Raw genomic sequence first — 24,254 nt, 5'->3', positions numbered from 1 at the left:
CAGTTCATTATTAATTATCGATTTAAATAAAGATTCTCGATAATCTCGGATTATTTTATATTTCAATGATTCTGCTTTCTGGTCAACCACATTAAAGCAAATGTATTAATGTTGTCTAAATAACATTTATGTAGCCTCGTCACAGCAATAATGCCAACGTCTGGACAGAAACCAAGTGCTGTCATTCTAGTAGTCAGACACTATACACAACTAATCACTTATAACCATCAGCCGGCAGCAATCAGAGCGTTTATCAATAAGACTAAACCATCTGCTATCTGTATAGAACGTTCTCCTGAAGAGCTTTAACTAAATCATTTTTATGAATTACCTATGAACAGCAATTTGTAGTTGTTCCATATACCGGGAAAGTGATATACCTTTTTATGTTGACTGTATTGCTTCTGGAACTGATTTCGAACTGTGCTTTGGCATGAAAGATCTCAATATGCCCAGATTTGTGAGGCAAAAGGAAGGATTTCTAGGATTTATTATCTTTATTGAAAAAGCGATTTTGAAGATGATCTTTACCAACAAAATAATAAGGATCAAATGTCAATCACCTGGAATTGCATTTTGTGAGCATTCTCACTTATTCTTTGTACTAATACCATTAGGCAATTAAAAATAAAGCTGCAATCAAAACCTTAAAAGCAATAAGAATAGAACATTGATAAAAGCTTGAAAACCCAGTGAAAAAGAAACTACAAAAATTTATCAGGAATCGATATCTTATTCTTCTTCAAAAACTCTACGAGTTCATTGTACTTGGTCTCATAATGACCGCCACCGCATTGGCCACTTATACTACAGACATCCGATGGCTTGATTCCCAATATGGTTGAAATCTTATTCAAAATATCAAGGTTGATCTTGACCTTTGCATTTTCTATATCCGAATACGCTTTCTGGGAGATCCCCATTTCAAAAGCCATATATTCCTGGGTAAAATCCTTTTCCCTTCTAATTTTCCTGATGCTTTTGCCACATGAGTTCATTATATGCGTTTTAGTAGTTTTCAGTATACTTTAGAACTTTATCTAATAGTATCAGACAAAGTTACCAAATACCTTTGTCAAAACATAGAACCCGGACTATGATATTTAATATACTATGGAAACCTTTAATTTAGTGTATTCCATTGAGAAGATATCATTTTTCCAGTTTAAAAAGGAATTATGGAGACACAAAAATTTAATTACGACAATCAAATTGTCAGGGCATTTCTCTATGCGACCGTTACATTTGGGATCATTGGTTTTATCTTGGGGCTTACCGCTGCTCTGATGCTCTTCTATCCGGAATTACCTGAATTTTTGTTCGGAACGGATGACACTACCATTCAAAGTTTAAGAAGCGGCAATATACAAGGATTAATCAACTCGCAGGGAGCTATGGGATTCGGCAGGATCAGGATGCTCCACACAAGTGCTGTGATCTTTGCATTTGTATGCAATTCTTTTTTCTGTGGTGCGTACTACAGCATGCAGAGGCTGCTGAAAACCAGAATGTACAGCGACACGCTATCCTGGATTCATTTCTGGAGCTGGCAATTGATGATCATCGCTGTGGTAATAACATTTCTTATGGGTATCAATACTTCAAAAGAATATGCTGAACACGAATGGCCGATCGACATTCTAATTACTATTTCGTGGGTTATCTTCGGGATCAATATGTTCGGAACGATTATGAAACGGCGTGTAAGACATCTGTATGTTGCCATTTGGTTTTACATTGCGACCTGGATCGCTGTAGCAATGCTTCATATTTTCAATAATCTGGAAGTTCCGCTTTCCTTCACCGGCTGGAAATCATATTCTGTTTATTCAGGTGTCAAAGATGCCCTCGTGCAATGGTGGTACGGTCATAATGCAGTTGCCTTTGTTCTTACAACACCTGTTCTTGGACTAATGTACTATTTCTTACCAAAAGCAGCGAATCGCCCTGTCTTTTCCTACAAATTATCCATTATCCATTTTTGGTCTTTGATCTTTGTCTATCTATGGGCAGGACCTCATCACCTGCAATATACGGCATTGCCAGCGTGGGCGCAGGCAGTGGGAACGGGATTTTCTATTATGCTGATCGCTCCGTCTTGGGGTGGCATGCTGAATGGCCTACTGACATTGAGAGGTGCCTGGGATAAAGTGCGGGAAGATCCCATCCTTAAATTCTTTGTTGTTGCTGTTACCTGTTATGGTATGGCAACTTTTGAAGGTCCTCTGCTCGCCACAAAATCGCTGAACAAGATTGGCCATTACACCGACTGGGTGATCGGCCACGTTCATCTGGGGGCATTGGGATGGAATGGTTTCATGGCATTTGGAGTTATTTACTACTTGGTTCCTGTGATGTGGAGAACAAAAATATGGTCCACCAAACTGGCAAACTGGCACTTTTGGTTGGGAACTATTGGGATTATATTTTATGCCTTACCGATGTACATTGCAGGCTTTACCCAAGGACTGATGTGGAAGCAGTTCAACCCGGATGGAACATTGGTCTACAAAAACTGGCTGGATACGGTTACCGCTATTCTACCCTACTTCAAAATGCGTTTCTTAGGGGGACTATTCTATCTTGGTGGTGCCATAATTATGGTAGTCAACATTTATAAAACGATCAAGGCCGGTTCTTTTCAAAAAGATGTTCCTGCCGAGGCCGTGGCTTTAGCAAACGTCGGGAACTCCAGAAAACAAGGAGAAGGATGGCATATTTGGCTGGAAAGAACACCACACCTTTTATCTTTCCTTGCATTTGTTGCAATAGCAATCGGCGGATTGGTGGAGATTGTTCCTACATTGACCATAAAAAGCAATGTAACACAGCTGGCATCTGTGAAACCTTATTCGCCGCTTGAGCTGGAAGGCAGGGACCTCTATATACGTGAGGGCTGTAATTCCTGCCATTCACAGATGATACGGCCTTTCCGGGATGAAGTTATGAGGTTTGACGGTAAGAATGGGCAATATTCGAAAGCAGGGGAATTTATATACGACCGACCTTTCCTTTGGGGTTCAAAAAGAACCGGACCTGATCTTCAGCGGGAAGGCCAAAAAAATCCTGATTCCTGGCACTTCAAACATATGTACAACCCAAGGATCACTTCAGCAGGATCCATCATGCCCCGTTTTCCTTGGTTAATAGCAAACACATTGAATCGCAGTCAAATGGTTGCAAAGGTCAAGTTGATGAAAAATACCTTTGATGTGCCTTATACAAAAGCAGAAATTGATTCTGCTGATCAGTGGGCAAACAATCAATCAAAAGCCATTGTTAAAAGGATTTATTCTGAAGCAGCAGACCTGAAAGATCAAATGGAAAAAGAAAAAGGCTTAAAAGGAAATGCTTTTGTTCCACTTGAGCAAAGGGAGATCATTGCTTTGATCGCCTATCTGCAAAGACTTGGTACAGACATCAGAACGACAGAATTTAAAACTGCTTCCATCAAATAATTAACCTTGAAATCTCAACAGAAATGAAAACGAGAACACCGATTTCAATTTACATTGCCCTTACTGTGGTATTAATGTTTGCCAGCTTCCAGATGTTCGCTGATGAAAGCTACTTTAAAACCCCATTTTTCTGGGGACTGCTTGTAGTCGTCTGCCTTCTTCTGCTCATTATGGATTCCATCGGAGACTTAGTGGAAAATGCTAATTTCAAACTCTTGTCTGCCGAGGAGAAACAGTCTTATTTAAATGACAAAGCCATTCCGTATTTCCAGAAATTGTGGAATTCCGCTTTCAGAAAACAGTCACCGACCGAGGAAAAGCAGCTGCTGATAGACCATGGTTTTGATGGCATCACGGAACTGGACAACGCTTTGCCGAAATGGTGGCTCGGATTGTTTTATTTCACGATCGGTTCCTGTGCGCTGTATCTGATTGCCTTCGCTTTTACCGATTATGCCCATCCTGAGGCGGAATATGAGGACGAAAGCAGAATGCAATTAGCATCAATTAAGGATTATGAAAAGACCGCACCACCGATAGATCTGGAAACAGCTGCCTACAATTCTGAAAACATAGCAGAAGGTGAGCAGATCTTTAAAACAAACTGCGTCTCATGCCATTCTGAATCTGGAAAGGGCGGAATCGGTCCGAATCTGACAGATAAGCAGTGGATCAACATCAAACAAAAAACACTTTTTAAAAACGTTTTCTGGATGTTGGAAAACGGATCTCCAAACAATCCCGCTATGCGCCCGTTTATTAAGGAAGGCACAATTTCCGGCAGAGAAGCAGAGAAAGTAGCAGCCTACATTTATCATATCAATCAGGAAAAAGCAACCATCACGGAGGCGCAAGGTGGTGCTGCACCTCAGGGTGAGATAGCAAATTGGCAGCAGTAATCCATAATAACTTTGATCCAGATAATTCTAATAGAATGAACAATAAATCTTTACACAATTTTCATATCCCGGTGATGGGTATCGCTTTTACAATTGACACTCCTATACGTGTGGCGCAGTTTGGAATTTCCTCCGTCATATCCATCATCGATGACGAGATCACTGAAAAAATGCGGAGATTTTACAGCAAGAAGTTCAGTTTGAGCTTTACGGAAATCTCAATCAAAGCTGAGGATCATCGCGCAAAAAGAATCACGGCATATCTGAATATGGTAGATGATATCGTCTCGCAAAAATTTAAATCATTCAAGGAAGAACTGGTTAATCAGAAGCAGTCATTGATTGATTTTACAGACATGCTTCCCAATACTTCAAAGCTCAGAACCGAACTGAAGAAATTTCTTTCTGCCAAACAGAATACAGAATTAAGTTTGTCAGATTATCTTGACCGCCATCTTTCGCCGGGGAACATTGATGTCAATATTATGACCAAAGTTGATAAAGATAATTATAGGAATAAGGAACAATTACCTATCATCTACAACGATGCCCATGCATCTCTGCGCGGTTTTGCACAAAGTAAACTATCCTCCTCCGTCGTACTTTCTGCAGGTATGAATCCCAGATTATACAGTTACATCGAGCAGTTTGAAGATTTCTATCCTGATTCTGAAAATAAACTTAAGAAGAAGATTATTCTAAAGGTCAGCGACTTTCGCTCTGCTATGATCCAAGGTCAGTTTTTGGCGAAAAAAGGGCTTTGGGTTTCGGAATATAGAATCGAATCCGGTTTAAATTGTGGAGGACATGCATTTGCCACAGAAGGATATCTTTTGGGACCGATCTTAGAAGAATTCAAAGAAAGAAAAAATGAATTAACAGAAAGTGCCCATAATCTTATGATAGCTGCCTTAAACAAAAAGTCGAGAACTGTTCCACCAAAACCATGTGAAATTAGGATCACTGTTCAGGGCGGCGTTGGAACATCGGAGGAACATCAGTTTCTGATAAATCGTTATGGTATAGACAGTGTTGGGTGGGGATCACCTTTCTTGCTGGTTCCCGAAGCGACATCCTTAGATCCGGAAACAAGACAATTGCTCGCAGGATCTAAAGAACCGGATTTTTATTTGAGCAACCTATCACCATTGGGTACGCTATTCAATACCATCAAAGGAACTTCCAATGAAATAATCAGGAAATCAAAGCCAGCCGATAAGCGCTCCGGAAGCTCTTGCCCTAAAAAGTTTTTGGCATTGAACAAAGAGTTTTCTTCTGACGGCCTTTGTACGGCATCTGCAAAATACCAGACTTTAAAATTTGAACAATTAAACAAGGATACAGCGGCATTGGGTTCTTCCCAATCAAGAACAAAAGAAAATGTGATCGTCGAAAAAGCTTGCTTGTGCGTGGGGTTGGCCAACTCAGCTTATATTGAAAACAAAATAGAAGTCAAAGGAGAAGATCAGGGTGTCATTATTTGTCCGGGACCAAATCTTGCGTATTTCGACAGGGAAATCTCGTTATCACAAATGGTGAAACATATTTATGGATATATCAATATGCTATCAAATATTTACCGGCCAAACATGTTTATCAATGAACTTAAGATGTACGTTGATTTTTTTAAAACGGGTATGTCAGAATCTCTTACAGATATGACAGTCTCCAATCAGAAAAAATGGGACACATTCCGACAGAATCTCCTGAACGGGATCGCTTACTACGAAGATCTTTTTATGGAGCCATCATTTCTGCAGCTAAACATTTTAAAGAACAGTCATGATCTTCAAGGATTTAAGTCGTCATTAATATTTTAATTTTCTTTAAAGAAAAGATTGATAGTATTTTTTTTAATTTTTCATAAACAATTTTAGAATCAGTACATTAAGTATGATACTACTATTTTTTTGGACAATCGTGCTATAAGATAGGCTGCTATCATTCTAATTTAGCTCCATTAAAAATTTAACTATCATTATCTTATATAAATAACCTAAGATAGGTTAGCTTCACATAAGGCTTGCAAGCATACTTGTATTTCTAAAACTATCAATAATCTAATAAAAATTAAATTATGATCCCAAAAACAATGAAAGCGGCTGTCGTACAGGGTTACGGTGAGCCATTGAAAATTATGGAAGTTCCTGTAAAAGTTCCCGGACGATATGAAGTATTGGTAAAAGTTATCGCCTGCGGTGTTTGCCACACAGACCTTCACGCTGTCGATGGTGACTGGCCTGCGAAACCCAAAATGCCACTAATTCCTGGACATGAAGGTGTAGGAATAGTGGTGGCCTGCGGACCGGAAGCTATGGTAAAAGAAGGTGATGCAGTGGGTGTTCCGTGGTTATATTCTGCTTGTGGATGCTGTGATTATTGTATCACAGGATGGGAAACACTCTGTGAGGCACAGCAGAACGGCGGTTACAGTGTAGATGGTGCATTTGCAGAATATGTGATCGCAGACTCCAGATATGTAGGACATTTGAAATCGAATGCAAACTTCCTTGAAATTGCTCCTATCCTTTGTGCAGGTGTTACTGTGTACAAAGGATTAAAAGAGACAGAAACAAAACCTGGCGAATGGGTCGCCATCTCAGGAATCGGGGGCTTGGGCCATGTGGCAGTACAATATGCGAAAGCAATGGGAATGCATGTGGCTGCTATTGACGTATCAGATGATAAACTGGAACTGGCTAAAAAACTGGGTGCTGATTTGGTGGTGAATGCAAAAGAAACTGACCCGGGACAATATCTTCACAAAGAAGTTGGAGGAATGCACGGTGCATTGATCACTGCCGTTTCTCCAATTGCCTTTAAACAAGGAATAGATGTGCTGAGAAGAAAAGGTACGATCGCACTAAATGGTCTACCTCCTGGATCTTTCCCGTTACCGATCTTTGAGACTGTTCTTAAAAGAATTACGGTGAGAGGATCTATTGTTGGAACCAGAAAGGATCTACAGGAAGCTTTAGATTTCGCTAATGAAGGTCTGGTAAAAGCCACTGTCACCTCTGCAAAATTAGAAGATATCAATGACGTTTTTGACAAAATGAAAGCTGGGCAGATCGATGGGAGGATTGTTTTAGATATCGCAGGCTCTTAGGATTAATTTTTTTTAAATGACAAAACGTCGTCAATATTTATTTGCCTTTACCAATACAATTTTTTATAGTTAATGATTTTTAGATATAATAAAATGTGCTGCGTCATTCATCTTGCAGCACATTTTTTTTACGCGGTACTTCCTTAAATAATGATATTTGTCCACTAGACTCACGACATAAGAATTTAATATTGATACATATAAAAGAAAATGACGCTCAAGGATTCAATATTAAGAGACAATAAAATACCGCTTCTTTTACGGTTACTTTATCATTCCATCGGAAGAACTGATCTATAAATAAATTTTATCAAAAATACTTTTCATAAGATCATATAAGCTTACTTATATCTAAAGAATGATAAGGATCAAAATTTCAATGAACTGCATCTTGTGAGGTTTCTGACTTTTTCTATGCAGATTAACATTCAGGAAGGCACAAGGAAAATTGCGATCAATACTTTGAAAACAATAAGAAAGAGTATTGATGAAAGTTTGAAATATTTTTGCGGAGGTTCTGGAATCTCCGATCCCGGATACACAAAAAGATTTTTTTCCACAGTGACAACGGAATATATTTGCTATATAAAATCAGGTAGCATCATATGCAATATTAAATTTTGATTTTTTATTATCACAAGATCAGATAAATAAGATGAAATATTTTGAAATGGTATTACCTCACTTTCCAAAATTGGGCAACGAAGCCCGAGGACTTGAGTAAAAATTCTGATCATATTTTCATTTGATTGCGTGCAAACAATATCAGATTCTCAACTCCATTTGACGGGATGTTTTGTATCTTAGCTACATTTGATGTTAGTTTGATATCCTTTATGGTTATGTGCAAATCACATCTGATAGTAAAAATTTTGTAAAAGCAAATGGAAAACTTCGTCAAATTTATTAGACAAACGATCAGCATTGATGATAGTGAATTGAATATCGTTCTTTCAAGATGCCGAAAAAAGTCGGTTCCGAAAGGAACACTCGTACTTAAAAAAGGACAGATCGCCAATCAGTATTTTTATATTGTTTTCGGTGGTTTACGTTTTTTTTATGAGGGATCAACCAGTGAAAATACAACCTGGGTCGTTTTTAAAAATGAATTTTTTACAGAAATTTCAAGTCTCAATCCGCAGAAACCAACTAGGTTTAATATTATCGCAGTAGAAGATACAGACCTTATAATCATTGAAAAAAAAGACATGGATTTCTTGTACGGTCACGTGCCTGTGTGGCATGAGTTCGGCAGAAAAATATGGGAAGAAACAACAGTACGAATGATTGATCAGATTTTGAAATTCCAGACACTTACGGCTGAAGAAAGATATCTGGAATTCCTCAATACACCGGAGATCCTTCAAAAAATTCCCGTAAAGCAATTGGCAAGTGTTCTTGGCATCACCCCAAATGCTTTGAGCAGAATAAGAAAAAACATCCGATGAGCATTAACTACCAGATGGTAGTTTTGCCTGTAAAAAGACAATTTATCTTTGTGTCAATAGTAAAATTAACATGAACGAAAACTCAAATTTGATAGGTAATAAATATTCGGATGATGAATTGATCAAGAATCTTCCAGGATTCGAAAACAAATACATTAACGTTAACGGCGTCAAACTTCACTACGTAGAAGGTGGTCAGGGAAAACCCTTGGTCTGCCTCCCAGGCTGGCCACAGACCTGGTATTCGTTACATCCGGTTGCGATGCAGCTGGCAAAAGAATACCGTGTTATCATCATTGATTTGAGAGGTATGGGAACATCAGAAAAACCTGAATCAGGTTATGATAAAAAGACAATGGCCACAGATATCCATCAGCTTGTTCTGCAGTTAGGTTTTGACAAAGTCAGTTTAATTGGTCACGACATTGGAGGAATGGTTGCGATGAGCTTTGCATTTAACTTCCCTGAATCTACAGAAAAACTGATCGTTCTTGATGGATCACATCCAAGCGAAGGACTATACCAAATGCCACTCATACCGTCTCCGGGAACTTTTAATGAAAAAATGGATAGCGAAATGCCCTATGTATGGTGGATGGGATTTAATCAGGTCAAGGGTCTACCCGAACAATTGCTAGAAGGTCGATTCCACCTCTTGCAGGAATGGCTTTTTAAATATGTGATGATTGACGAAAGCAAAATGACAGCGCTTGAAAGAGCGGTTTATGCAAGAGCTTACAATGACAAGGAAAGCATCAGAGCATCCAACGCGTGGTATCAAACTTTTCATCAGGATATAGAGGATGCAAAGCACTATAAGAAACTGTCTATGCCTGTTTTAGGAATTGGAAGTTATATCAGCTACAATTATATGAACTACGGATTGCCTTTTGTTGCTGCTGATCTGCAGGTTGTCGGAATTATGGACAGCGGACACTATTTATTTGAAGAAAAACCACAGGAAGTTCTTAATATCGTACTTCCCTTTTTAGCATCTTAAAAAAAAAGAAATATGAAAAAAAATATTTTAGTTGCAGGTGCAACAGGCAATTTAGGAAACAGAATTTGTAGAGAATTGATTCAACGAGGTGCTTTCGTCAAAGCTATTGTCCGTGAATCAACTGATGCAGATAAAATAGAAATACTTAAAGAATTGGGTGTTGAAGTTAAGATCATTGATTTAAATGATGTGAATGCCATATCTGCCGAATGCGCCAATGCTGACTGTGTCGTTTCTGCAGTTGCAGGATTAGGAGATGTTATTATAGATCTGCAAAAGAAGATTTTAGAAGGAGCCAGCAAAGCCGGTGTGCCAAGATTTATCCCTTCCGATTTCTGTACTGATTATAATGACTTACCTGAAGGCGAAAATAGAAATTTTGATCTGAGAAGAATTTTTAAAAAATATATAGACCAATCCCCTATTCGGGCTACATCTATTTTTAATGGATGTTTCGCAGATATTTTAAAATATAATACACCCATTCTTAACCTAAAAGATAAAAGTATTGGATACTGGGGAGAGAAGTCAGATTGGAAATTAGATTTCACAACCATGGATAATACGGCATCCTTCACGGCAGAAGCTGCTTTAGATGACTCGGCACCAAGAAATCTGCAGATCGCAAGTTTTCAGATCAGTCCAAATATGATCCTTGATGATGTGAGAGAAATAACGGGGCAGGAATTCAAATTACATCAGATTGAAACGTTGGAAAATTTCGCACAATATATCAAAAAACAAAGAAAAGATGATCCAAGTGGCGAAAATGAATTGTACGCAAAATTCCAGCAGGGACAATATATGTACTCAATGTTCACAACTCAGCACAATGACCTGGCAAATGATCGTTATGAAAGTATTGTATGGACAATAAGTATCGATTATTTAAAAACATTTTTGAAATAATAATTCCTTACAAATAATCCTTTTTCATATGTCCGAAGATTGACTACCTTGGATAGCTGGTCAAATGTTTTCAGCTATTTATTAAGATAACAACGACTTCCCTTTTATATTCACAACGGATATTCACCATATTTCATTGGGCTGGAAATTATTGGTACAGCGGTAGAAAACTTTAAAACGGCACATCAAATGCAGGAAAGCGGCAGAACGATCGAAAAATTGTGATTGAATATTGAAATGCTTACAACAAATTCTATAAGTTTAAAAATAAAAATATATCTATTTCCTTCTGAAACATATTTGTAACGTGAAAGATTAGACGTACTAAAAAAACTGGCAAATATTGTTAAATGAAGGGATCATAATTTCAGTTATTTTTTAAAATTGCTGAGCTTTATGCACATAGAGATATAATCATATGTGTCTACAATGACCTCTATTTAAAAATATGCCGTTAATTTAAGACCAATAGTGATCTGGTGATCTACAAATAAAAAAGATCAGCCAATAATTTGGCTGGTCTTAAAATGGTGAAAAAATTATATCAGTCAATTAAGTGCTTTAGTGCTATAACACAATTTACATTCTAAGCTGACAAAGGTTAACTGTCAGAAGATACATGATCTACTCTATAAAAAAATTCCTTCTCTTATTTATTTTTATTCTTTTATGATGAGATCTCTTAAGGAAAGAATCTATTTTTAAAGTATCCCTATAATTACTTGTTGTGTTAATATCTTTCTTACAGGAATAAAGTATAAATATTAAAAAAATCAAAACTTTTGCAGATCAAGATCTGATCTTTTTTTTGAATCTGTATTATCCTTTTAACATGGATTAATAATATGACACCATTTATCTTTTTATGCCATTAATAAATCTAATTATAAGTTTTTTTTATTTCCAATTAAGGAAATACTGGCTTTAGTAGATTGTCGAACAGCAATTTTTATCTCATCAAAATTAGGAGCAGAAAGCTTAGGTTTGTAATTCTTTGAAAAACCAAATCCTTCAGTAGGATAACCAATGAGATTTCGGTCGCATTTTCCATTGTCGTTCACATCTTGATAAACAGCAACAGCATATTCTCCAATAGGTAAATTCTTGAAAGTATAAGAGATTTTGTTTCCCGTCACTTTTACCTTTCCGTTTGCAAAGGCAGAACTCTCCTTTAAGAATCCATTCTTCTTATCGTACAGTCCAAGGTACAAATGACCTTTACCAAATACCAGATCGGTCACTTCCACCGTAAAATGAGATTGAGCCAAAATACTTGTATTGACAGTGATCAACAATATAATGCCTATTATTTTTTGTAGCATAGTGTATATTTTTTCTAAATTAATTCAACATCTACTTTTACAGATTTAACTTTATTATCGTTAAAAAAATGTTCAATTTCTGATACATTTCCTTTTTGAAAAGCTCGATAAGGTTCTGATTGCAAAAGCAACCAACGCTTAATCACACTTTTAAAAATGAAGGTTGTTTTTTTCTGATAAATGTTGACCTCCTGCTCCACCATTTCGAAGTAGTCATTCATGCCCTGCCGGCGGAAACGAAGAATCTCCTCCAATTTATAGCCATCCTCCATTATTCCACAATGAAAATTTCTCTCGGCAAATGCTTTTTCAGGAAAATTAACCTGTCCTAATCCAAAAGCCTCGAACATTTTTTCAAGGAAGGAACGGTATGAAATAACACATTCGTTGCCACCGCCCAGGTTGAAAATCCTTTTCTCAAGTTGGGTTTGGAAACCAATCGCATTGGCAAAAGCCCGGCCTGTATCCTGCGGCGTACAGATTTCCATTGTCGTTTCCAGTGGCATATGGAACATCAGCTTTGAGATCTTATGGTTTCCCATAATTGCGGCCAAACGAAAAATTGACCATGATAATTTTGACTTTCGGATCATATTTTCGCACAACACTTTAGTCTCACCATATCGATCACCAAAGCTTGGTTTTAATTTATCAGTCACCAAAATCTTGGGATTGTTCACCCGATCGCCATATACCGAAATACTGGAACTAAAAAGCAAATAACATTGAGGGGCGTTTTTTTCTAAAGCATCAATCAGATTTTTCGTTCCGTCCACATTGACACGGTAAGCCAACTCGGGATTTGCATCTGCAAGCGGCGGAATTATTGCTGCCAAATGTATGACGGCATCTTTATTTGCACTCACTTTTTCAATGTCTGTAATATTACCAATATCACCATAAACAATCTCCACACGGTTCCGAAATAGGGATAACTTTTTAACGGATTTTGCAGTTTTCACATCAAAAACAGTGATTTCATAATTTGGATCTTTCATCAGATGCTGCAAAGTTTCAAAGCCAACCGTTCCGGATGCACCGGTGAGAAGAATTCTTTTCTTTCTTTTAATATTTGCCTCTTTCATTTTTTTTACATTTAGAAATAATCACAAATAAATTTTAACTTTGCTAAACAATTTGTTCGTTACCAAACCTCTTGTTTATTTATGATCACTTGTAAAACTAACAAACAGAAATTGTTTTAATATCTCAGAAAAGATGAATTCTGTGCAATAGCGAACAAATGCAATCGATATTGTAGCGTAATGAAAAAAAATTAAGATGGATTTAAGAAAAGACCGAAGGGTTCAGTACACCAAAAAACTATTTCGAGAGGCTTTATTGGATCTATTGAAAGAAAAAGAATTAAGCCAGGTCTCTATAACAGAATTGTGCAAACTGGCAGATGTCAACAGAAATTCATTTTATCGGCATTATACAATTCCGCTGGATATATTGTTTGAGTTGGAAGAAGAGGTTTTTGAAAAGTTATCAGCAGTGTTGCGCAAGAGCCACGATATGGACCAGGTCATATTTCTCAGTTGCCAAATTTTGGAAAATGACAAAGAGATGAGCAAGATTGTTTTTACAAAAGCAGATGGAAGCGGAATTCTGGCCCGTATTCTAACCAGCGTCAGAAATCATTTTCCTGTGGAAGATCAAATAGAGCTTACACCTGAAACACAACCTTATGTAGAAATGGCCTATCAATTTGGTGAAAAAGGAAGCATTGCTGTAATCAAAAACTGGGTGGAAAATGATTTTCCACAACCAGCCGAGAGAATTGCAGAAATAATATGCTATTTGGTCAATAAACTCAATAAATTGTAGGGGAACATCTTTTGCTTTAACAAGTTGATTTATCTTAGAAAATGATTGAAGTATAAATTCTGTCACAAAATAATTTTTATTATTTTTGCTTATTAACCACGAAAGTTTTAGAATGAAAACATTATATAAAATTTTCAAATATTATTAATACCAGTCAGTATTGGAAACACAATTTGACAGCGATGCATTGAGTAATGATTTAAGCAATAACATTTATCTGCAAGCGCTCAACTCAGCAAAGTCAGGAATTATAATAACTGACAACAGGCAACCTGACAATCCAATTATCTATTGCAATCAAGCATTCGAAAATATAACAGGTTATTCACACAACGAAATCATTGGTCATAACTGCAGATTCCTCCAATCTAAGGACAGATCGCAACCAGAGAGACAGATCATCAAAGATGCTGTTAAAACTGGTTCTGAATGTAAGATAGAAATCCGAAATTATAAAAAAAATGGGAATCTTTTTTGGAATGAACTTATCATTTCTCCTGTAAAGGATAAAAATGGCAACGTAACTCATTTCATAGGTGTACAAAATGATATAACTGAACGAAAAAAATATGAGAATGAGCTGAGGGAGCAAAAGTTGTCTGTAGAAAAAAAAATTGAAGAACGAACACGGGATCTTCAGGAGAATCAAGCATTTCTTTCAAGTATTATTCAGACAGTCCGGGAAAGCCTTTTAGTTTTAGATGCTGACTACAAGGTATTAAGCGCCAATACTCATTTTCTTAATTCCTTTAAAGTTACACCGGAAGACACTATCGGTAAAATTCTATTCGAACTGGGTAATCACCAGTGGGATATTGAGCCATTGAAAGTACTTTTAACTAAAATATTACCAACTAATAATCCTGTTATTGATTTTGAAGTTGAGCACGATTTTCCATACATCGGGAATAAGGTCATGCTTGTCAACGCCTACCGTGTGGAATTTGAAGGGCAATATAAAGACCGCATATTAATCGCAATTGAGGATATTACTGATAAAAAAGAGATAGACCGCCGTAAAGATGATTTTCTTTCAATTGCAAGCCACGAATTGAAAACGCCTTTAACTACAATCAAAGGGTTTGTTCAGCTCCTCGAAAGAATGGTTCCTGACAATTCATCAGAAAAATTTATTACAACCCTCGGCAAAGTTTCGGTTTATGTAGACCGCCTAAATAATTTAATTTCTGAACTTTTAGATACTTCCAAAATTCAGTCTGGCAAAATAGAAATTCATAAAGATCCCTTTAATATTGATAAATTAGTCGTCGACACTGTAGAAAATCTTGCTATCGCAACACCTGATTACAGAATTTCCATTAAAAGCGATACCAATGCTACAATACTGGGCGATGAACTTCAGATTTCACAGGTCATTAATAATCTGGTTTCAAACGCCATCAAATATTCTCCCGGGACTGATCGCATAGATGTTTATTGTAATAAAGTTGGCAGCTTTGTCAAAGTTTCAATAACCGATTACGGAATGGGAATTAGTCAGCAGGATCAGTCAAAGATATTTGAACGCTTTTTCAGAGCGAGGGATATTCAAAAAAAATTTCCAGGTATGGGCATTGGTTTATATATTTCCCACGAAATAATCGCAGAGCATGGGGGTACACTCTGGGTCGAAAGTGAGATTGGTGCAGGTTCAACATTCAATTTTACCTTACCAATCATAAAGAATTAGAATAATGGAGGGAAAAAAAATTATGATCTGTGATGATGATCTCGGTATATTGGAAGTATTGGAGATGATGCTTGAAATTGAAGGCTACACTGTTATTACGGAGAGCAACAGTACGAACTTGATTAAAGGTATCAATCATACACTTCCAGACATACTTTTAATGGATCTATGGATGCCTGTTTTATCAGGTGACCAGCTTCTGCGTACTATAAGATCAACAAAAGAATTAGAAGATCTTCCTGTGATCATTCTATCTGCCTCTGTAGATGGTCAAGAAATCGCCAGTAATAGCGGGGCAAACGATTTTATTTCGAAACCATTTGATATGGATGTGGTCTCGATGAAAATTAAGAATTTATTGATTAAAACAAAATGAGGTATTACTCTACCATAATGGGTAGGATTTCTAGTTTTAAGTGATCATTATGCCTTAATAAAGAAAGAAACCTTTTGTAAAACTTTAATAATTACAGAGATAACAACAAAATACTATTTGAAGATCTTAAATTACTACAGACAAGATTTTTACAGCCGATTTAAAATAAGCTTCCCTTCATAGATGTAAGTTATTTAACGTGCCGTTCTCCTGAAGAGTTTTCACTAAATCATTTTTATGAATTACCTATGAACAGCAATTTGTAGTTGTTCCATATACCGGGAAAGTGAGATACCTTTTTATCTTGACTGTATTCCTTCTGGAACTGATTTCGAGCTGGGCTTTGGCATGAAAGATCTCAATATGCCCAGATTTGTGAGGCAAAAGAAGAATTTCCAGGGTTTACTAACTTTACTGACATAGGCTTCTGCCAGTTAAAACAGCTTATCAAAATGAATCGGAAGCTCATAGATTCTTTTTCCAGTGGCGTGGAAAATCGCATTGGTGATTGCAGGAGGCATTCCAACGCCACCAATCTCTCCTACCCCTTTGACACCTAGGTCGTTGACAAATTGATCATTTTCTTCAACAAAGACCACCTTCAGATCTTGGATGTCTGCATGAACAGGAATGTGATACTCTGCTAAATTTGCATTCATGTAGCGACCCAGGTTATGATCTATGATCGTTTCCTCATGAAGTGCTTTACTAATTCCCCAAATCATTCCACCCAGAATTTGGCTTTCAGCAGTTTTTGGATTTATGATTTTTCCAGCCGCAACTGCAGTTACCGCTCTTTTTAATTCAATTGTTCCAAGTTCTTCATCTACTTCCACCTCAACAAAAACGGCGCTGTGAACTGCTCTTGCTTTTTTGCCGTAAGTCAGTGGATTTGGCATTGCGGAATTGGTAGTTTGTATTGATTTTCCACCATTTGCGGCGAAGATTTCTTTTATGTCAAGGTTGATATCTGGATTGTCCTTAGAAATAATAAATCCTTTTTTAAAAATAACATCTTTAAATTTAAGATTACTCAAAACAGAAATTTCTAAATCTTTTGCTTTTTTGAAAAGCTTCTTTTTCAAGGCCTGACAAGCGTTCTGAACAGCCGGTCCAACTGTCGCAGTCGTGAAAGAACCACCCTGAATCGGAGCAAACGGCATTTTGCTGTCGGCATAAGAAAAGGTAATATCTTCAATAGGAAGACCCAACTTATCTGCTGCTATCTGCGTCATAATGGTCAAAGTTCCGGTTCCGATGTCTGTGACTGCGCTTTTGATCTCTACCTTTCCATCAGCTGTCATAAGAGCTTCTGCACGACCAAATATCCGGTTGGCATCCCAAATTCCGGTAGCCATTCCATAGCCAACTAATTTGTTTCCCCGCTTCATACTTCGTGGTTGTGGATTTCTTTTGCTCCAACCAAATTTTTCGGCACCTTGCAGATAGCAGTTTCTTAATTCTTTGCTGGAGTATTCCTTACCACTGCTTTTATCAATCTCGGAATAATTTATTAATCTTAATTCCAGAGGATCGATATTTAATTTGTACGCAATTTCATCCATTGTCACCTCGATGGCGTGCATTCCTGTGCTTCCACCTGGCGCTCTCATATCCAGAGGACTGTAAACATCCAGTGGCACAATCTCGTGCTCCAACAAAGTATTTTCTGCAGGATAAAGCATATTCGCCCAATTGACAACGATCTCCACATAATCTTCAAACATAGAAGTTTCTCCGGTCGCTTTATGATAGATAGCGTTTACTTTTCCATTCTCATCAGCTCCGAATCTGGTATGCTGCAAAGTCGGTGGTCTGTGACCAATCATATACATTTGGGCGCGATCCAAAGTCACCCGGACATTCCGTTTTAATGCTAACGAAGCCATTACAGCCATAAAGAGCTGATGCTGCGGACGAAGACCTGAACCAAAACCGCCGCCAACAAACGGAGAAATAACCTGCACATTTTTCATTTTCAAACCAAAAACATTGGCAACATACATCTGGGAATTGATTGTCCCCTGCGTCTTATCGTATATTTTTAATTTATCTTTTCCTTCATATATAACGGTTGAAGCATACATCTCCATCGGATTGTGATGCTCTGTTCCGTGGCTGAAATGGCTGTCAACTTTCACAAATGAATCATCATATTCTTTCTCAAAATCCCCTGTCGGTTTTGGCGGTGGCGGTTTCAGCATAGATGCCAAACCTTTTTTCGGATCACGTGCCTTGTCCAGATTTGTTTTCAAATCGGTCTCAAATTCTTCTTCCTGATAGACTATTTTAAGTTTTGTTGCTGCAAAACGTGCCATCTCAAAAGTTTCAGCAACAACCAAAGCGATTGGCTGCCCATTATATTTGATTTCATTGTCTTTTAACGGTTTGAAAACTGTTCCAGGCGGCGCATCCATATCAGCATACTGGAAATCGAACCAAGCTGTGGAAGGTCTGTTGTCGTGCGTAAAAACCTCGATGATACCTTCCATTTTTTTAACTTCCGATGTATCTATCGATTTTATTTTACCTTTCGTAATGTTACTGTTTACAACATAGCCATACAGTAAATCATCTGCTTCATATTCTCCTGCATATTTTGCACTTCCTGTTACTTTGAGATGACCTTCCAGACGACTTACGGGTTTTCCAATTGACGGTGTATTTTCCATGGATACTTTTGATTTAATTAATAATAAAATTTATAAAGAAGGTTTTGCGCCAGGACGTTGAGAGGTTGGGTCAAGCGCCATCATACAATTTCTGACAATCGCCTTTTTGGCGAGCTCAATTTTAAAACTATTGTGTTCAAAGCCTTTTGCACCTTTTAAGATGATATTAGCTGCCGCAACAAAGTTCTCTGAGATTGGTTCTTTGTCATTCAAAAAATCTTCTGCTTCTTTCACACGCCAAGGTTTATGCGCAACACCTCCGAGGGCAATTCTGGCTTCTTTGATTGTACCATTTTCAAGTTCTAAACCTGTAGCCACAGAGACCAGCGCAAAGGAATAGGAACTTCTGTCCCTTAATTTTAAATAGGAGTAATTTTCGTAAAAACCTTTTTCGGGCAAATCAATTCCAGTGATGATTTCTCCTGTTTTAAGATTGTTATCAATTTCAGGTGTATCTCCAGGAAGCCTGTGAAAGTCTGAAAATTCAATTGTGCGATCTCCATCAGGACCAGAGATATTGACCACCGCATCCATGGCAGCAAGTGCTACACACATATCGGAAGGAAAAACGGCAATACAATTATCGCTGTGACCCAAGATTGCATGAATCCGATTATAACCATTGATTGCAGAACAACCAGAACCTGGCTCCCGTTTGTTGCAAGGTGTGTGGATATCATAGAAATAGTAACATCTTGTCCTTTGCAGAAGATTACCACCATTGGTCGCCATATTTCTGATCTGGGCAGAAGCTCCGGCCAAAATAGCTTTCGATAATAATGGATATCTTTCTTCGATCACTGGATGATATGCTGTTTCTGCATTAGTCATCAAAGCTCCTAAACGAATGACTCCATTGGGAAGCTCATTAAGTTCATTAATATTTTGAATTTTGTTAATATCAATTAATGTGTCAGCTTGTGTCACAAAATATTTCATCAGATCGATAATGTTCGTTCCTCCTGCAATGATCTTGTTATGAGTATTTTCATTGATGTTGGAAATAGCATCATTGATGTCTGTGGCTTTTTGATAGAAAAAATTATTCATAAGATATCCCTTGTTTTACAGCCATTACAGCATTAATAATTCCTCTGTTCGCACCACATCGGCAAAGATTACCGCTCATCAGATCCTGAACTTCTTCACGCGTTTTTGCTTTATTTTCATTAATTAAACCTATCGCACTGCAGATCTGGCCAGGCGTACAATAGCCGCATTGGAATGCATCATGGTCAATAAAAGCCTGTTGGATCGGATGAAGTTCTCCGTCGGTTGCAATTCCTTCAATCGTAGTAATCTCGGTATCTTCTTGCATCACGGCAAGCGTAAGACAGCTTAATTTTCGTTTTCCATCTATCAGAACTGTACAGGCGCCGCATTGTCCGTGGTCACAGCCTTTTTTAGTACCCGTCAGATGTATTCTCTCACGTATCGCATCCAAAAGTGAGACCCAAGGTAATATTTCCAAATGATTATCCTCTCCATTCACTTTAAGTTTAACTGATTGTTTTCCATGTTTGTCCATACGATGTAATTTGGTGTATCGAACTTATTACAAAAAAAGAACCGTTATGCAAACATAACGGTTAATTGGAATCATTATTAATTAAGATAAAACAATATAGTTTCAGTTGCTTTAATAAAAACAATTTATTTAATTAAGATTTTTAATTACTGTTTAGACAATGCCTTTAATATTTTATCAGGCGTAATTGGCAGATCTCTCATTCGCAAACCGATAGCATTGTAAATAGCATTGGCGATTGCCGGAGCGGTTCCGATGATTCCCACTTCTCCCAAACCTTTCGCTCTGGATGGATTGATGTTTGGGTCAAGCTTGTTTATGAAATCGACTTCGATGATCGGTGCATCTGCATTCACGGCAAAGTGATATCCAGCCAGGTCGTTGGCAATCAATGATCCTAGTTTGGCATCGATTTGATTTTCTTCCATCAATGCCATTCCTATTCCGCCCACTGCTGCTCCAGACATTTGATTGGCTGCCGCCTGAGAATTGATTATCTTGCCACCATCACCTACTACCGCCAACTTATCTACTTTAACTTTTCCTGTTCTTTTATTCACGCGAACTTTGCAGAAATGTGCTGAGGACGAACAGAACGCAAATTTCTTTTGCTCATCACCTGGTTTGGATGACACCTCAACTTTCACCTCATCAAGATTATTCTTTTCGAATAGTTCGCTGTAGGAAACAGAAACGGTAGCATTGTTTTTTAAGGCAATTTTTGATTCGGTAAGGATAATATGATCTGCAGGGACACTTTTAAAACCAGAATTAATAGCCGAAGCATATTCAGCTAATTTTAACTTTAATTGATTGCTCACTTCAAACACAGCACCACTAACGGATGACAATCCCGTACTTCCACCCTGACTTGGAGCTGGAGGAAGCGCTGAGTTTCCAAGTTCAATGCTGATCTTGTCTTTTGAGACTCCTGTGATCTCGTGCGCGATATTCTGCATTCCGGTTCCAGTTCCGGTTCCGATATCGGTCATCGCCGTCTGAACTTTCATACTGCCATCTTTATGGAAAATAATTGCAGCCTTTGCTTCACGTCGTCCAGCGTTCCACATCCCAACAGCCATTCCATAGCCAATGTACCAATCGCCTTCAATAATACTTGCCGGTTTGGATTTTCTGGCGTCCCATCCTATCATTTTTGCACCTCTCTTAAGGCCTTCATCTAGGAAATGAGTGGACCAAGGCAAGCCAGAATCAGGATGTTTTTCTAAGGAGATATTCTTTAATCTTAATTCTACCGGATCCATCTTCAGTTTATAACTTAATTCATCCACCGCAGATTCCAATGCAAAAACACCGGTACAGTCGCCTGGTCCTCGCATCCACGTTGGTGTACTGAGATTCAAAGGGACAATGGCGGCTTCCGTTTTCAAATTGGGAAGTTTGTAGATCAATCTGGTAACGCGGGTGATGCCGTCATTAAAATTTTCATACAGCGAAGTGCCGTTCTTTGCCTGATGGAGTACGCCCAAGAGATTACCATCTTTGTCTGAGCCTATCTTCAATCGTTGCCACGAAGCTGGTCTGTATCCTGTGCCTGCGAACATTTGAGGTCTTGTCAACATCAATTTGACTGGTCGGTTCACTTGTTTTGCAGCCATTATTGAGGCTAGAACGTGAGGCCAAACGCGTAATCCGGAACCAAAGCCACCACCTACAAACTCGCTGAAAACTTCTATATTTTTTTCTGGAAGCTCAAACAGTTTACCGATTATTTTCTGAACATTGTTCACACCTTGGTTCTTGTCATAAAGCCTTAAAGTGTCATTTCCTGTCCAATGGGCAATCGTGGCGTGCATTTCCATCGGATTGTGAATATCAGCTTTGATATTGTACTGTTCATCGATAATGAATGGTAAATTCTGCCATGCATCCTCACTTCCTCTCTCTTTTCCTTCCGGTTTCAAAGGAATTGATTCCTTCGCAGATTCAAACTCGATAACGAAACCGTCCTTCTGATATTCTGCTTCTACCAATGATGCTGCAAATGTGGCATCTTCCAGGGTTTCCGCAATGACCATCGCGATTGGCTGACCTTTGAAGAAAATCTGATCTGTATGGAAAACAGGCAAGCCGAATTTTGATTCTTTGATCTTATCTTCAGTTGCCATCCCGGGAACCAAAGGTTTGTGAACGTGTGTGATAATATCGATCACGCCTTCGACCTCTTTGGCTTTATCAACCAAAATTGATTTGATTTTGCCAGATGGAACCGTACTGTTGACCAAAACGGCATAGCAGACGTTTTTTACTTGATATTCCGCGGCAAATTTTCCATTGCCGGTCACTTTTTCTACGCCTTCTACCCGACCTTCAGGTTTCTTAAATTTATTTGTAATGATATCAATAAATCCCATAATTTCTTAATTTTTAGTATAATATAAAATTTATTGATTCAAACAATCTTTTAGAGCAGTGACGATCGCTCCTTGAAGCATTGGTATTTTGTAAGCGTTTTCTGACAGCGGCTTTAAATCCTTTGTTGCCAGTTTTGCTGCTTCTACAAAATTATCTTCCGTAGCACGCTTACCTTTCAGGAATTCCTCCGCATCGTACCAGCGCCATGGCTTGTGCGCAACACCACCGGAAGCAAGACGAACATCATTGATCCTCTTTCCATCCAGATCCAATGCTGCAGCCACGGAAACCAAAGCAAATGCATAAGAGGAACGATCCCTAACTTTCAGATAACTGAAATTTTTATTGAATTTGTTTTCTGCAACCTCTATTTTTGTGATGATCGCATTTGCAGGTAGATTATTGTCCAGCCAAGGCGTTGAATCGGGTAATTTGTGAAAATCTTTGAAAGGAATGGTAATCTCTTTTTGCTCCGCTGTAACTGCCGTAACAGTGGCATCCAAAGCAGCTAAAGAAATACATAAATCAGAAGGATGGACAGCGACACATTGGTCATTATAACCTGCAATGGCACTCATTCGGTTTCCGCCTTCTATGGCACTGCAACCGCTGTTTGGTGTTCTCTTGTTGCAAGGTGTTGTGATATCATAAAAGTAAGGACATCTTGTACGCTGCAGAAGGTTTCCCGCAGAACTTGCCATATTCCTGATCTGAGGAGAAGCTCCCGCCAAAATAGATTTGGAGATCAGAGGAAACTTATTGAGAATAGTTTTGTCTGTTGCCACCTTATTATTACTGGCCATTGAGCCGATGGTGACTACAGAATTTTTATTCTCAACAATGTTGGAAATTGCTGTCGTGACATCGATCAATGTTTCGGGCTGGGCAATATTTTTCTTCATCAGATCCACCAGGTTTGTCCCACCAGCGATGTAGTTGCTCTTCGCCGATTTCAGCGCGAGTGCCTCAGGAGCTGAATTTACTTTTTCAAAATTAAATGGTCTCATTGTGCTGCTACTTTTTGGATGGATTGTACAATACCGTTGTATGCGCCACATCTGCAAAGATTGCCGCTCATATATTCTTTGATCTCTTCTACTGAACCTGTGTGACCTTCATTCACGCAGGCGACCGCAGACATGATCTGTCCAGGAGTGCAATAACCACATTGGAATCCATCACATTCGATGAAGGCTTTCTGCATCGGGTGAAGTTCTTTGCCATGGGCGAGGCCTTCGATTGTTGTAATTTCTTTGCCCTGAGCCATCGAGGCAAGCGTCAGGCAACTTAGCGCTCTTTCACCATTGATGTGAACGGTGCAAGCGCCACACTGTCCGTGGTCACAGCCTTTTTTTGAACCTGTGAGATTGAGTTGTTCACGGACGAGATCTAGTAAGGTTGTGCGTGTATCAACGTATAAGGTGTGACTCGTTTTGTTGATATTTAATGTCAGTCTCGATACATTTTTCTTTGGGATCAAATATTGTTTGACATCCTGGTAGAATGCTTTCACCGATGTGGGAACGGCGGCAAATGCTGCCAACAATCCTGAAATCTTGAGGAAACTCCTCCTGCTGTATTGTTCTTTATGTGCCATACTTGGTTGTATCTAATTAAATTCTCTACCGATCTTTTGC

Annotated in this window: 20 protein-coding genes; 11 read left to right on the top strand and 9 right to left on the bottom strand. The window is 38.3% G+C overall.

All coding sequences use genetic code 11. From position 1 onward, the window contains the following. The first annotated feature begins 150 nt into the window (after positions 1–150). Complete coding sequence (locus OPU68_RS05095; RefSeq protein ID WP_498472924.1) at positions 151–309, top strand: hypothetical protein; 159 nt, start codon at positions 151–153, stop codon at positions 307–309. Between the two features lie 395 nt (positions 310–704). On the opposite strand, the gene OPU68_RS05090 is transcribed toward OPU68_RS05095, so the two are convergent. Further along, on the bottom strand, positions 705–998 hold the full coding sequence (locus OPU68_RS05090; RefSeq protein ID WP_498472923.1) for a helix-turn-helix domain-containing protein: 294 nt from the start codon (positions 996–998) through the stop codon (positions 705–707). A gap of 180 nt (positions 999–1,178) precedes the next feature. Between OPU68_RS05090 and ccoN the strand changes: the two genes are divergently transcribed. The 7 genes from ccoN to OPU68_RS05055 all read left to right on the top strand — a co-directional run bounded on the left by ccoN (position 1,179) and on the right by OPU68_RS05055 (position 10,823). Beyond that, on the top strand, positions 1,179–3,458 hold the full coding sequence (gene ccoN, locus OPU68_RS05085) for a cytochrome-c oxidase, cbb3-type subunit I (RefSeq protein WP_498472922.1): 2,280 nt from the start codon (positions 1,179–1,181) through the stop codon (positions 3,456–3,458). A 23-nt stretch (positions 3,459–3,481) separates the two neighbouring features. After that, positions 3,482–4,357 (top strand): cbb3-type cytochrome c oxidase N-terminal domain-containing protein, encoded by an 876-nt coding sequence (locus OPU68_RS05080; protein WP_498472921.1) that lies wholly within the window; start codon positions 3,482–3,484, stop codon positions 4,355–4,357. A gap of 35 nt (positions 4,358–4,392) precedes the next feature. Further along, on the top strand, positions 4,393–6,177 hold the full coding sequence (locus OPU68_RS05075) for a hypothetical protein (protein ID WP_498472920.1): 1,785 nt from the start codon (positions 4,393–4,395) through the stop codon (positions 6,175–6,177). Positions 6,178–6,434: 257 nt separating this feature from the next. Next, positions 6,435–7,466 carry an alcohol dehydrogenase AdhP gene (gene adhP, locus OPU68_RS05070; protein WP_498472919.1) on the top strand — a complete coding sequence of 344 codons (1,032 nt, stop codon included), beginning with the start codon at positions 6,435–6,437 and terminating at the stop codon, positions 7,464–7,466. A gap of 884 nt (positions 7,467–8,350) precedes the next feature. Beyond that, complete coding sequence (locus OPU68_RS05065; RefSeq protein ID WP_498472918.1) at positions 8,351–8,914, top strand: Crp/Fnr family transcriptional regulator; 564 nt, start codon at positions 8,351–8,353, stop codon at positions 8,912–8,914. A 70-nt stretch (positions 8,915–8,984) separates the two neighbouring features. Next, on the top strand, positions 8,985–9,914 hold the full coding sequence (locus OPU68_RS05060; protein WP_498472917.1) for an alpha/beta fold hydrolase: 930 nt from the start codon (positions 8,985–8,987) through the stop codon (positions 9,912–9,914). Positions 9,915–9,926: 12 nt separating this feature from the next. Beyond that, on the top strand, positions 9,927–10,823 hold the full coding sequence (locus tag OPU68_RS05055; RefSeq protein WP_498472916.1) for an NmrA family NAD(P)-binding protein: 897 nt from the start codon (positions 9,927–9,929) through the stop codon (positions 10,821–10,823). A gap of 884 nt (positions 10,824–11,707) precedes the next feature. Here the strand turns inward: OPU68_RS05055 and OPU68_RS05050 are convergent. Both OPU68_RS05050 and OPU68_RS05045 read right to left on the bottom strand, forming a co-directional pair. Beyond that, complete coding sequence (locus tag OPU68_RS05050; RefSeq protein WP_498472915.1) at positions 11,708–12,145, bottom strand: DUF2141 domain-containing protein; 438 nt, start codon at positions 12,143–12,145, stop codon at positions 11,708–11,710. A 14-nt stretch (positions 12,146–12,159) separates the two neighbouring features. Next, positions 12,160–13,230, bottom strand: a complete 1,071-nt coding sequence (locus OPU68_RS05045) for an NAD-dependent epimerase/dehydratase family protein (protein ID WP_498472914.1) — start codon at positions 13,228–13,230, stop codon at positions 12,160–12,162. Between the two features lie 196 nt (positions 13,231–13,426). Between OPU68_RS05045 and OPU68_RS05040 the strand changes: the two genes are divergently transcribed. The 3 genes from OPU68_RS05040 to OPU68_RS05030 all read left to right on the top strand — a co-directional run bounded on the left by OPU68_RS05040 (position 13,427) and on the right by OPU68_RS05030 (position 16,041). Beyond that, positions 13,427–13,975 (top strand): TetR-like C-terminal domain-containing protein, encoded by a 549-nt coding sequence (locus OPU68_RS05040; protein ID WP_498472913.1) that lies wholly within the window; start codon positions 13,427–13,429, stop codon positions 13,973–13,975. 160 nt (positions 13,976–14,135) lie between these two features. Then, the gene (locus OPU68_RS05035; protein WP_498472912.1) at positions 14,136–15,665 is read left to right on the top strand and encodes a PAS domain-containing sensor histidine kinase; all 1,530 of its coding nucleotides are present in this window, start codon (positions 14,136–14,138) and stop codon (positions 15,663–15,665) included. Between the two features lie 4 nt (positions 15,666–15,669). Continuing rightward, on the top strand, positions 15,670–16,041 hold the full coding sequence (locus OPU68_RS05030) for a response regulator (protein ID WP_498472911.1): 372 nt from the start codon (positions 15,670–15,672) through the stop codon (positions 16,039–16,041). Positions 16,042–16,475: 434 nt separating this feature from the next. Here the strand turns inward: OPU68_RS05030 and OPU68_RS05025 are convergent, their stop codons facing one another. The 6 genes from OPU68_RS05025 to OPU68_RS05000 form a co-directional block, all read right to left on the bottom strand. Continuing rightward, entirely contained in the window at positions 16,476–18,713 is a 2,238-nt protein-coding gene (locus tag OPU68_RS05025) for a xanthine dehydrogenase family protein molybdopterin-binding subunit (RefSeq protein ID WP_498472910.1), read from the bottom strand. Between the two features lie 30 nt (positions 18,714–18,743). Beyond that, positions 18,744–19,763, bottom strand: a complete 1,020-nt coding sequence (locus tag OPU68_RS05020) for an FAD binding domain-containing protein (protein ID WP_498472909.1) — start codon at positions 19,761–19,763, stop codon at positions 18,744–18,746. Next, the gene (locus tag OPU68_RS05015) at positions 19,756–20,241 is read right to left on the bottom strand and encodes a (2Fe-2S)-binding protein (protein WP_498472908.1); all 486 of its coding nucleotides are present in this window, start codon (positions 20,239–20,241) and stop codon (positions 19,756–19,758) included. The genes OPU68_RS05020 and OPU68_RS05015 overlap by 8 nt, the downstream gene beginning before the upstream one ends. Positions 20,242–20,387: 146 nt before the next feature. Beyond that, entirely contained in the window at positions 20,388–22,616 is a 2,229-nt protein-coding gene (locus tag OPU68_RS05010; protein ID WP_498472907.1) for a xanthine dehydrogenase family protein molybdopterin-binding subunit, read from the bottom strand. 30 nt (positions 22,617–22,646) lie between these two features. Next, positions 22,647–23,624, bottom strand: a complete 978-nt coding sequence (locus tag OPU68_RS05005; RefSeq protein ID WP_498472906.1) for an FAD binding domain-containing protein — start codon at positions 23,622–23,624, stop codon at positions 22,647–22,649. After that, positions 23,621–24,214 (bottom strand): (2Fe-2S)-binding protein, encoded by a 594-nt coding sequence (locus tag OPU68_RS05000; RefSeq protein WP_498472905.1) that lies wholly within the window; start codon positions 24,212–24,214, stop codon positions 23,621–23,623. The genes OPU68_RS05005 and OPU68_RS05000 overlap by 4 nt, the downstream gene beginning before the upstream one ends. Between the last annotated feature and the right edge of the window lie 40 nt (positions 24,215–24,254).

Source organism: Chryseobacterium sp. TB1-D10 (assembly GCF_059803555.1).
Note: the sequence above shows the minus strand (reverse complement) of the source record. Positions and strands in the feature narration are given on the sequence as shown.

Bases quoted from the DNA above. Each gene is read 5' to 3' on its own strand.
- OPU68_RS05095 (WP_498472924.1), top strand. From the start codon at position 151: ATGCCAACGTCTGGACAGAAACCAAGTGCTGTCATTCTAGTAGTCAGA.
- OPU68_RS05090 (WP_498472923.1), bottom strand. From the start codon at position 998: ATGAACTCATGTGGCAAAAGCATCAGGAAAATTAGAAGGGAAAAGGAT.
- ccoN (WP_498472922.1), top strand. From the start codon at position 1,179: ATGGAGACACAAAAATTTAATTACGACAATCAAATTGTCAGGGCATTT.
- OPU68_RS05080 (WP_498472921.1), top strand. From the start codon at position 3,482: ATGAAAACGAGAACACCGATTTCAATTTACATTGCCCTTACTGTGGTA.
- OPU68_RS05075 (WP_498472920.1), top strand. From the start codon at position 4,393: ATGAACAATAAATCTTTACACAATTTTCATATCCCGGTGATGGGTATC.
- adhP (WP_498472919.1), top strand. From the start codon at position 6,435: ATGATCCCAAAAACAATGAAAGCGGCTGTCGTACAGGGTTACGGTGAG.
- OPU68_RS05065 (WP_498472918.1), top strand. From the start codon at position 8,351: ATGGAAAACTTCGTCAAATTTATTAGACAAACGATCAGCATTGATGAT.
- OPU68_RS05060 (WP_498472917.1), top strand. From the start codon at position 8,985: ATGAACGAAAACTCAAATTTGATAGGTAATAAATATTCGGATGATGAA.
- OPU68_RS05055 (WP_498472916.1), top strand. From the start codon at position 9,927: ATGAAAAAAAATATTTTAGTTGCAGGTGCAACAGGCAATTTAGGAAAC.
- OPU68_RS05050 (WP_498472915.1), bottom strand. From the start codon at position 12,145: ATGCTACAAAAAATAATAGGCATTATATTGTTGATCACTGTCAATACA.
- OPU68_RS05045 (WP_498472914.1), bottom strand. From the start codon at position 13,230: ATGAAAGAGGCAAATATTAAAAGAAAGAAAAGAATTCTTCTCACCGGT.
- OPU68_RS05040 (WP_498472913.1), top strand. From the start codon at position 13,427: ATGGATTTAAGAAAAGACCGAAGGGTTCAGTACACCAAAAAACTATTT.
- OPU68_RS05030 (WP_498472911.1), top strand. From the start codon at position 15,670: ATGGAGGGAAAAAAAATTATGATCTGTGATGATGATCTCGGTATATTG.
- OPU68_RS05025 (WP_498472910.1), bottom strand. From the start codon at position 18,713: ATGGAAAATACACCGTCAATTGGAAAACCCGTAAGTCGTCTGGAAGGT.
- OPU68_RS05020 (WP_498472909.1), bottom strand. From the start codon at position 19,763: ATGAATAATTTTTTCTATCAAAAAGCCACAGACATCAATGATGCTATT.
- OPU68_RS05015 (WP_498472908.1), bottom strand. From the start codon at position 20,241: ATGGACAAACATGGAAAACAATCAGTTAAACTTAAAGTGAATGGAGAG.
- OPU68_RS05010 (WP_498472907.1), bottom strand. From the start codon at position 22,616: ATGGGATTTATTGATATCATTACAAATAAATTTAAGAAACCTGAAGGT.
- OPU68_RS05005 (WP_498472906.1), bottom strand. From the start codon at position 23,624: ATGAGACCATTTAATTTTGAAAAAGTAAATTCAGCTCCTGAGGCACTC.
- OPU68_RS05000 (WP_498472905.1), bottom strand. From the start codon at position 24,214: ATGGCACATAAAGAACAATACAGCAGGAGGAGTTTCCTCAAGATTTCA.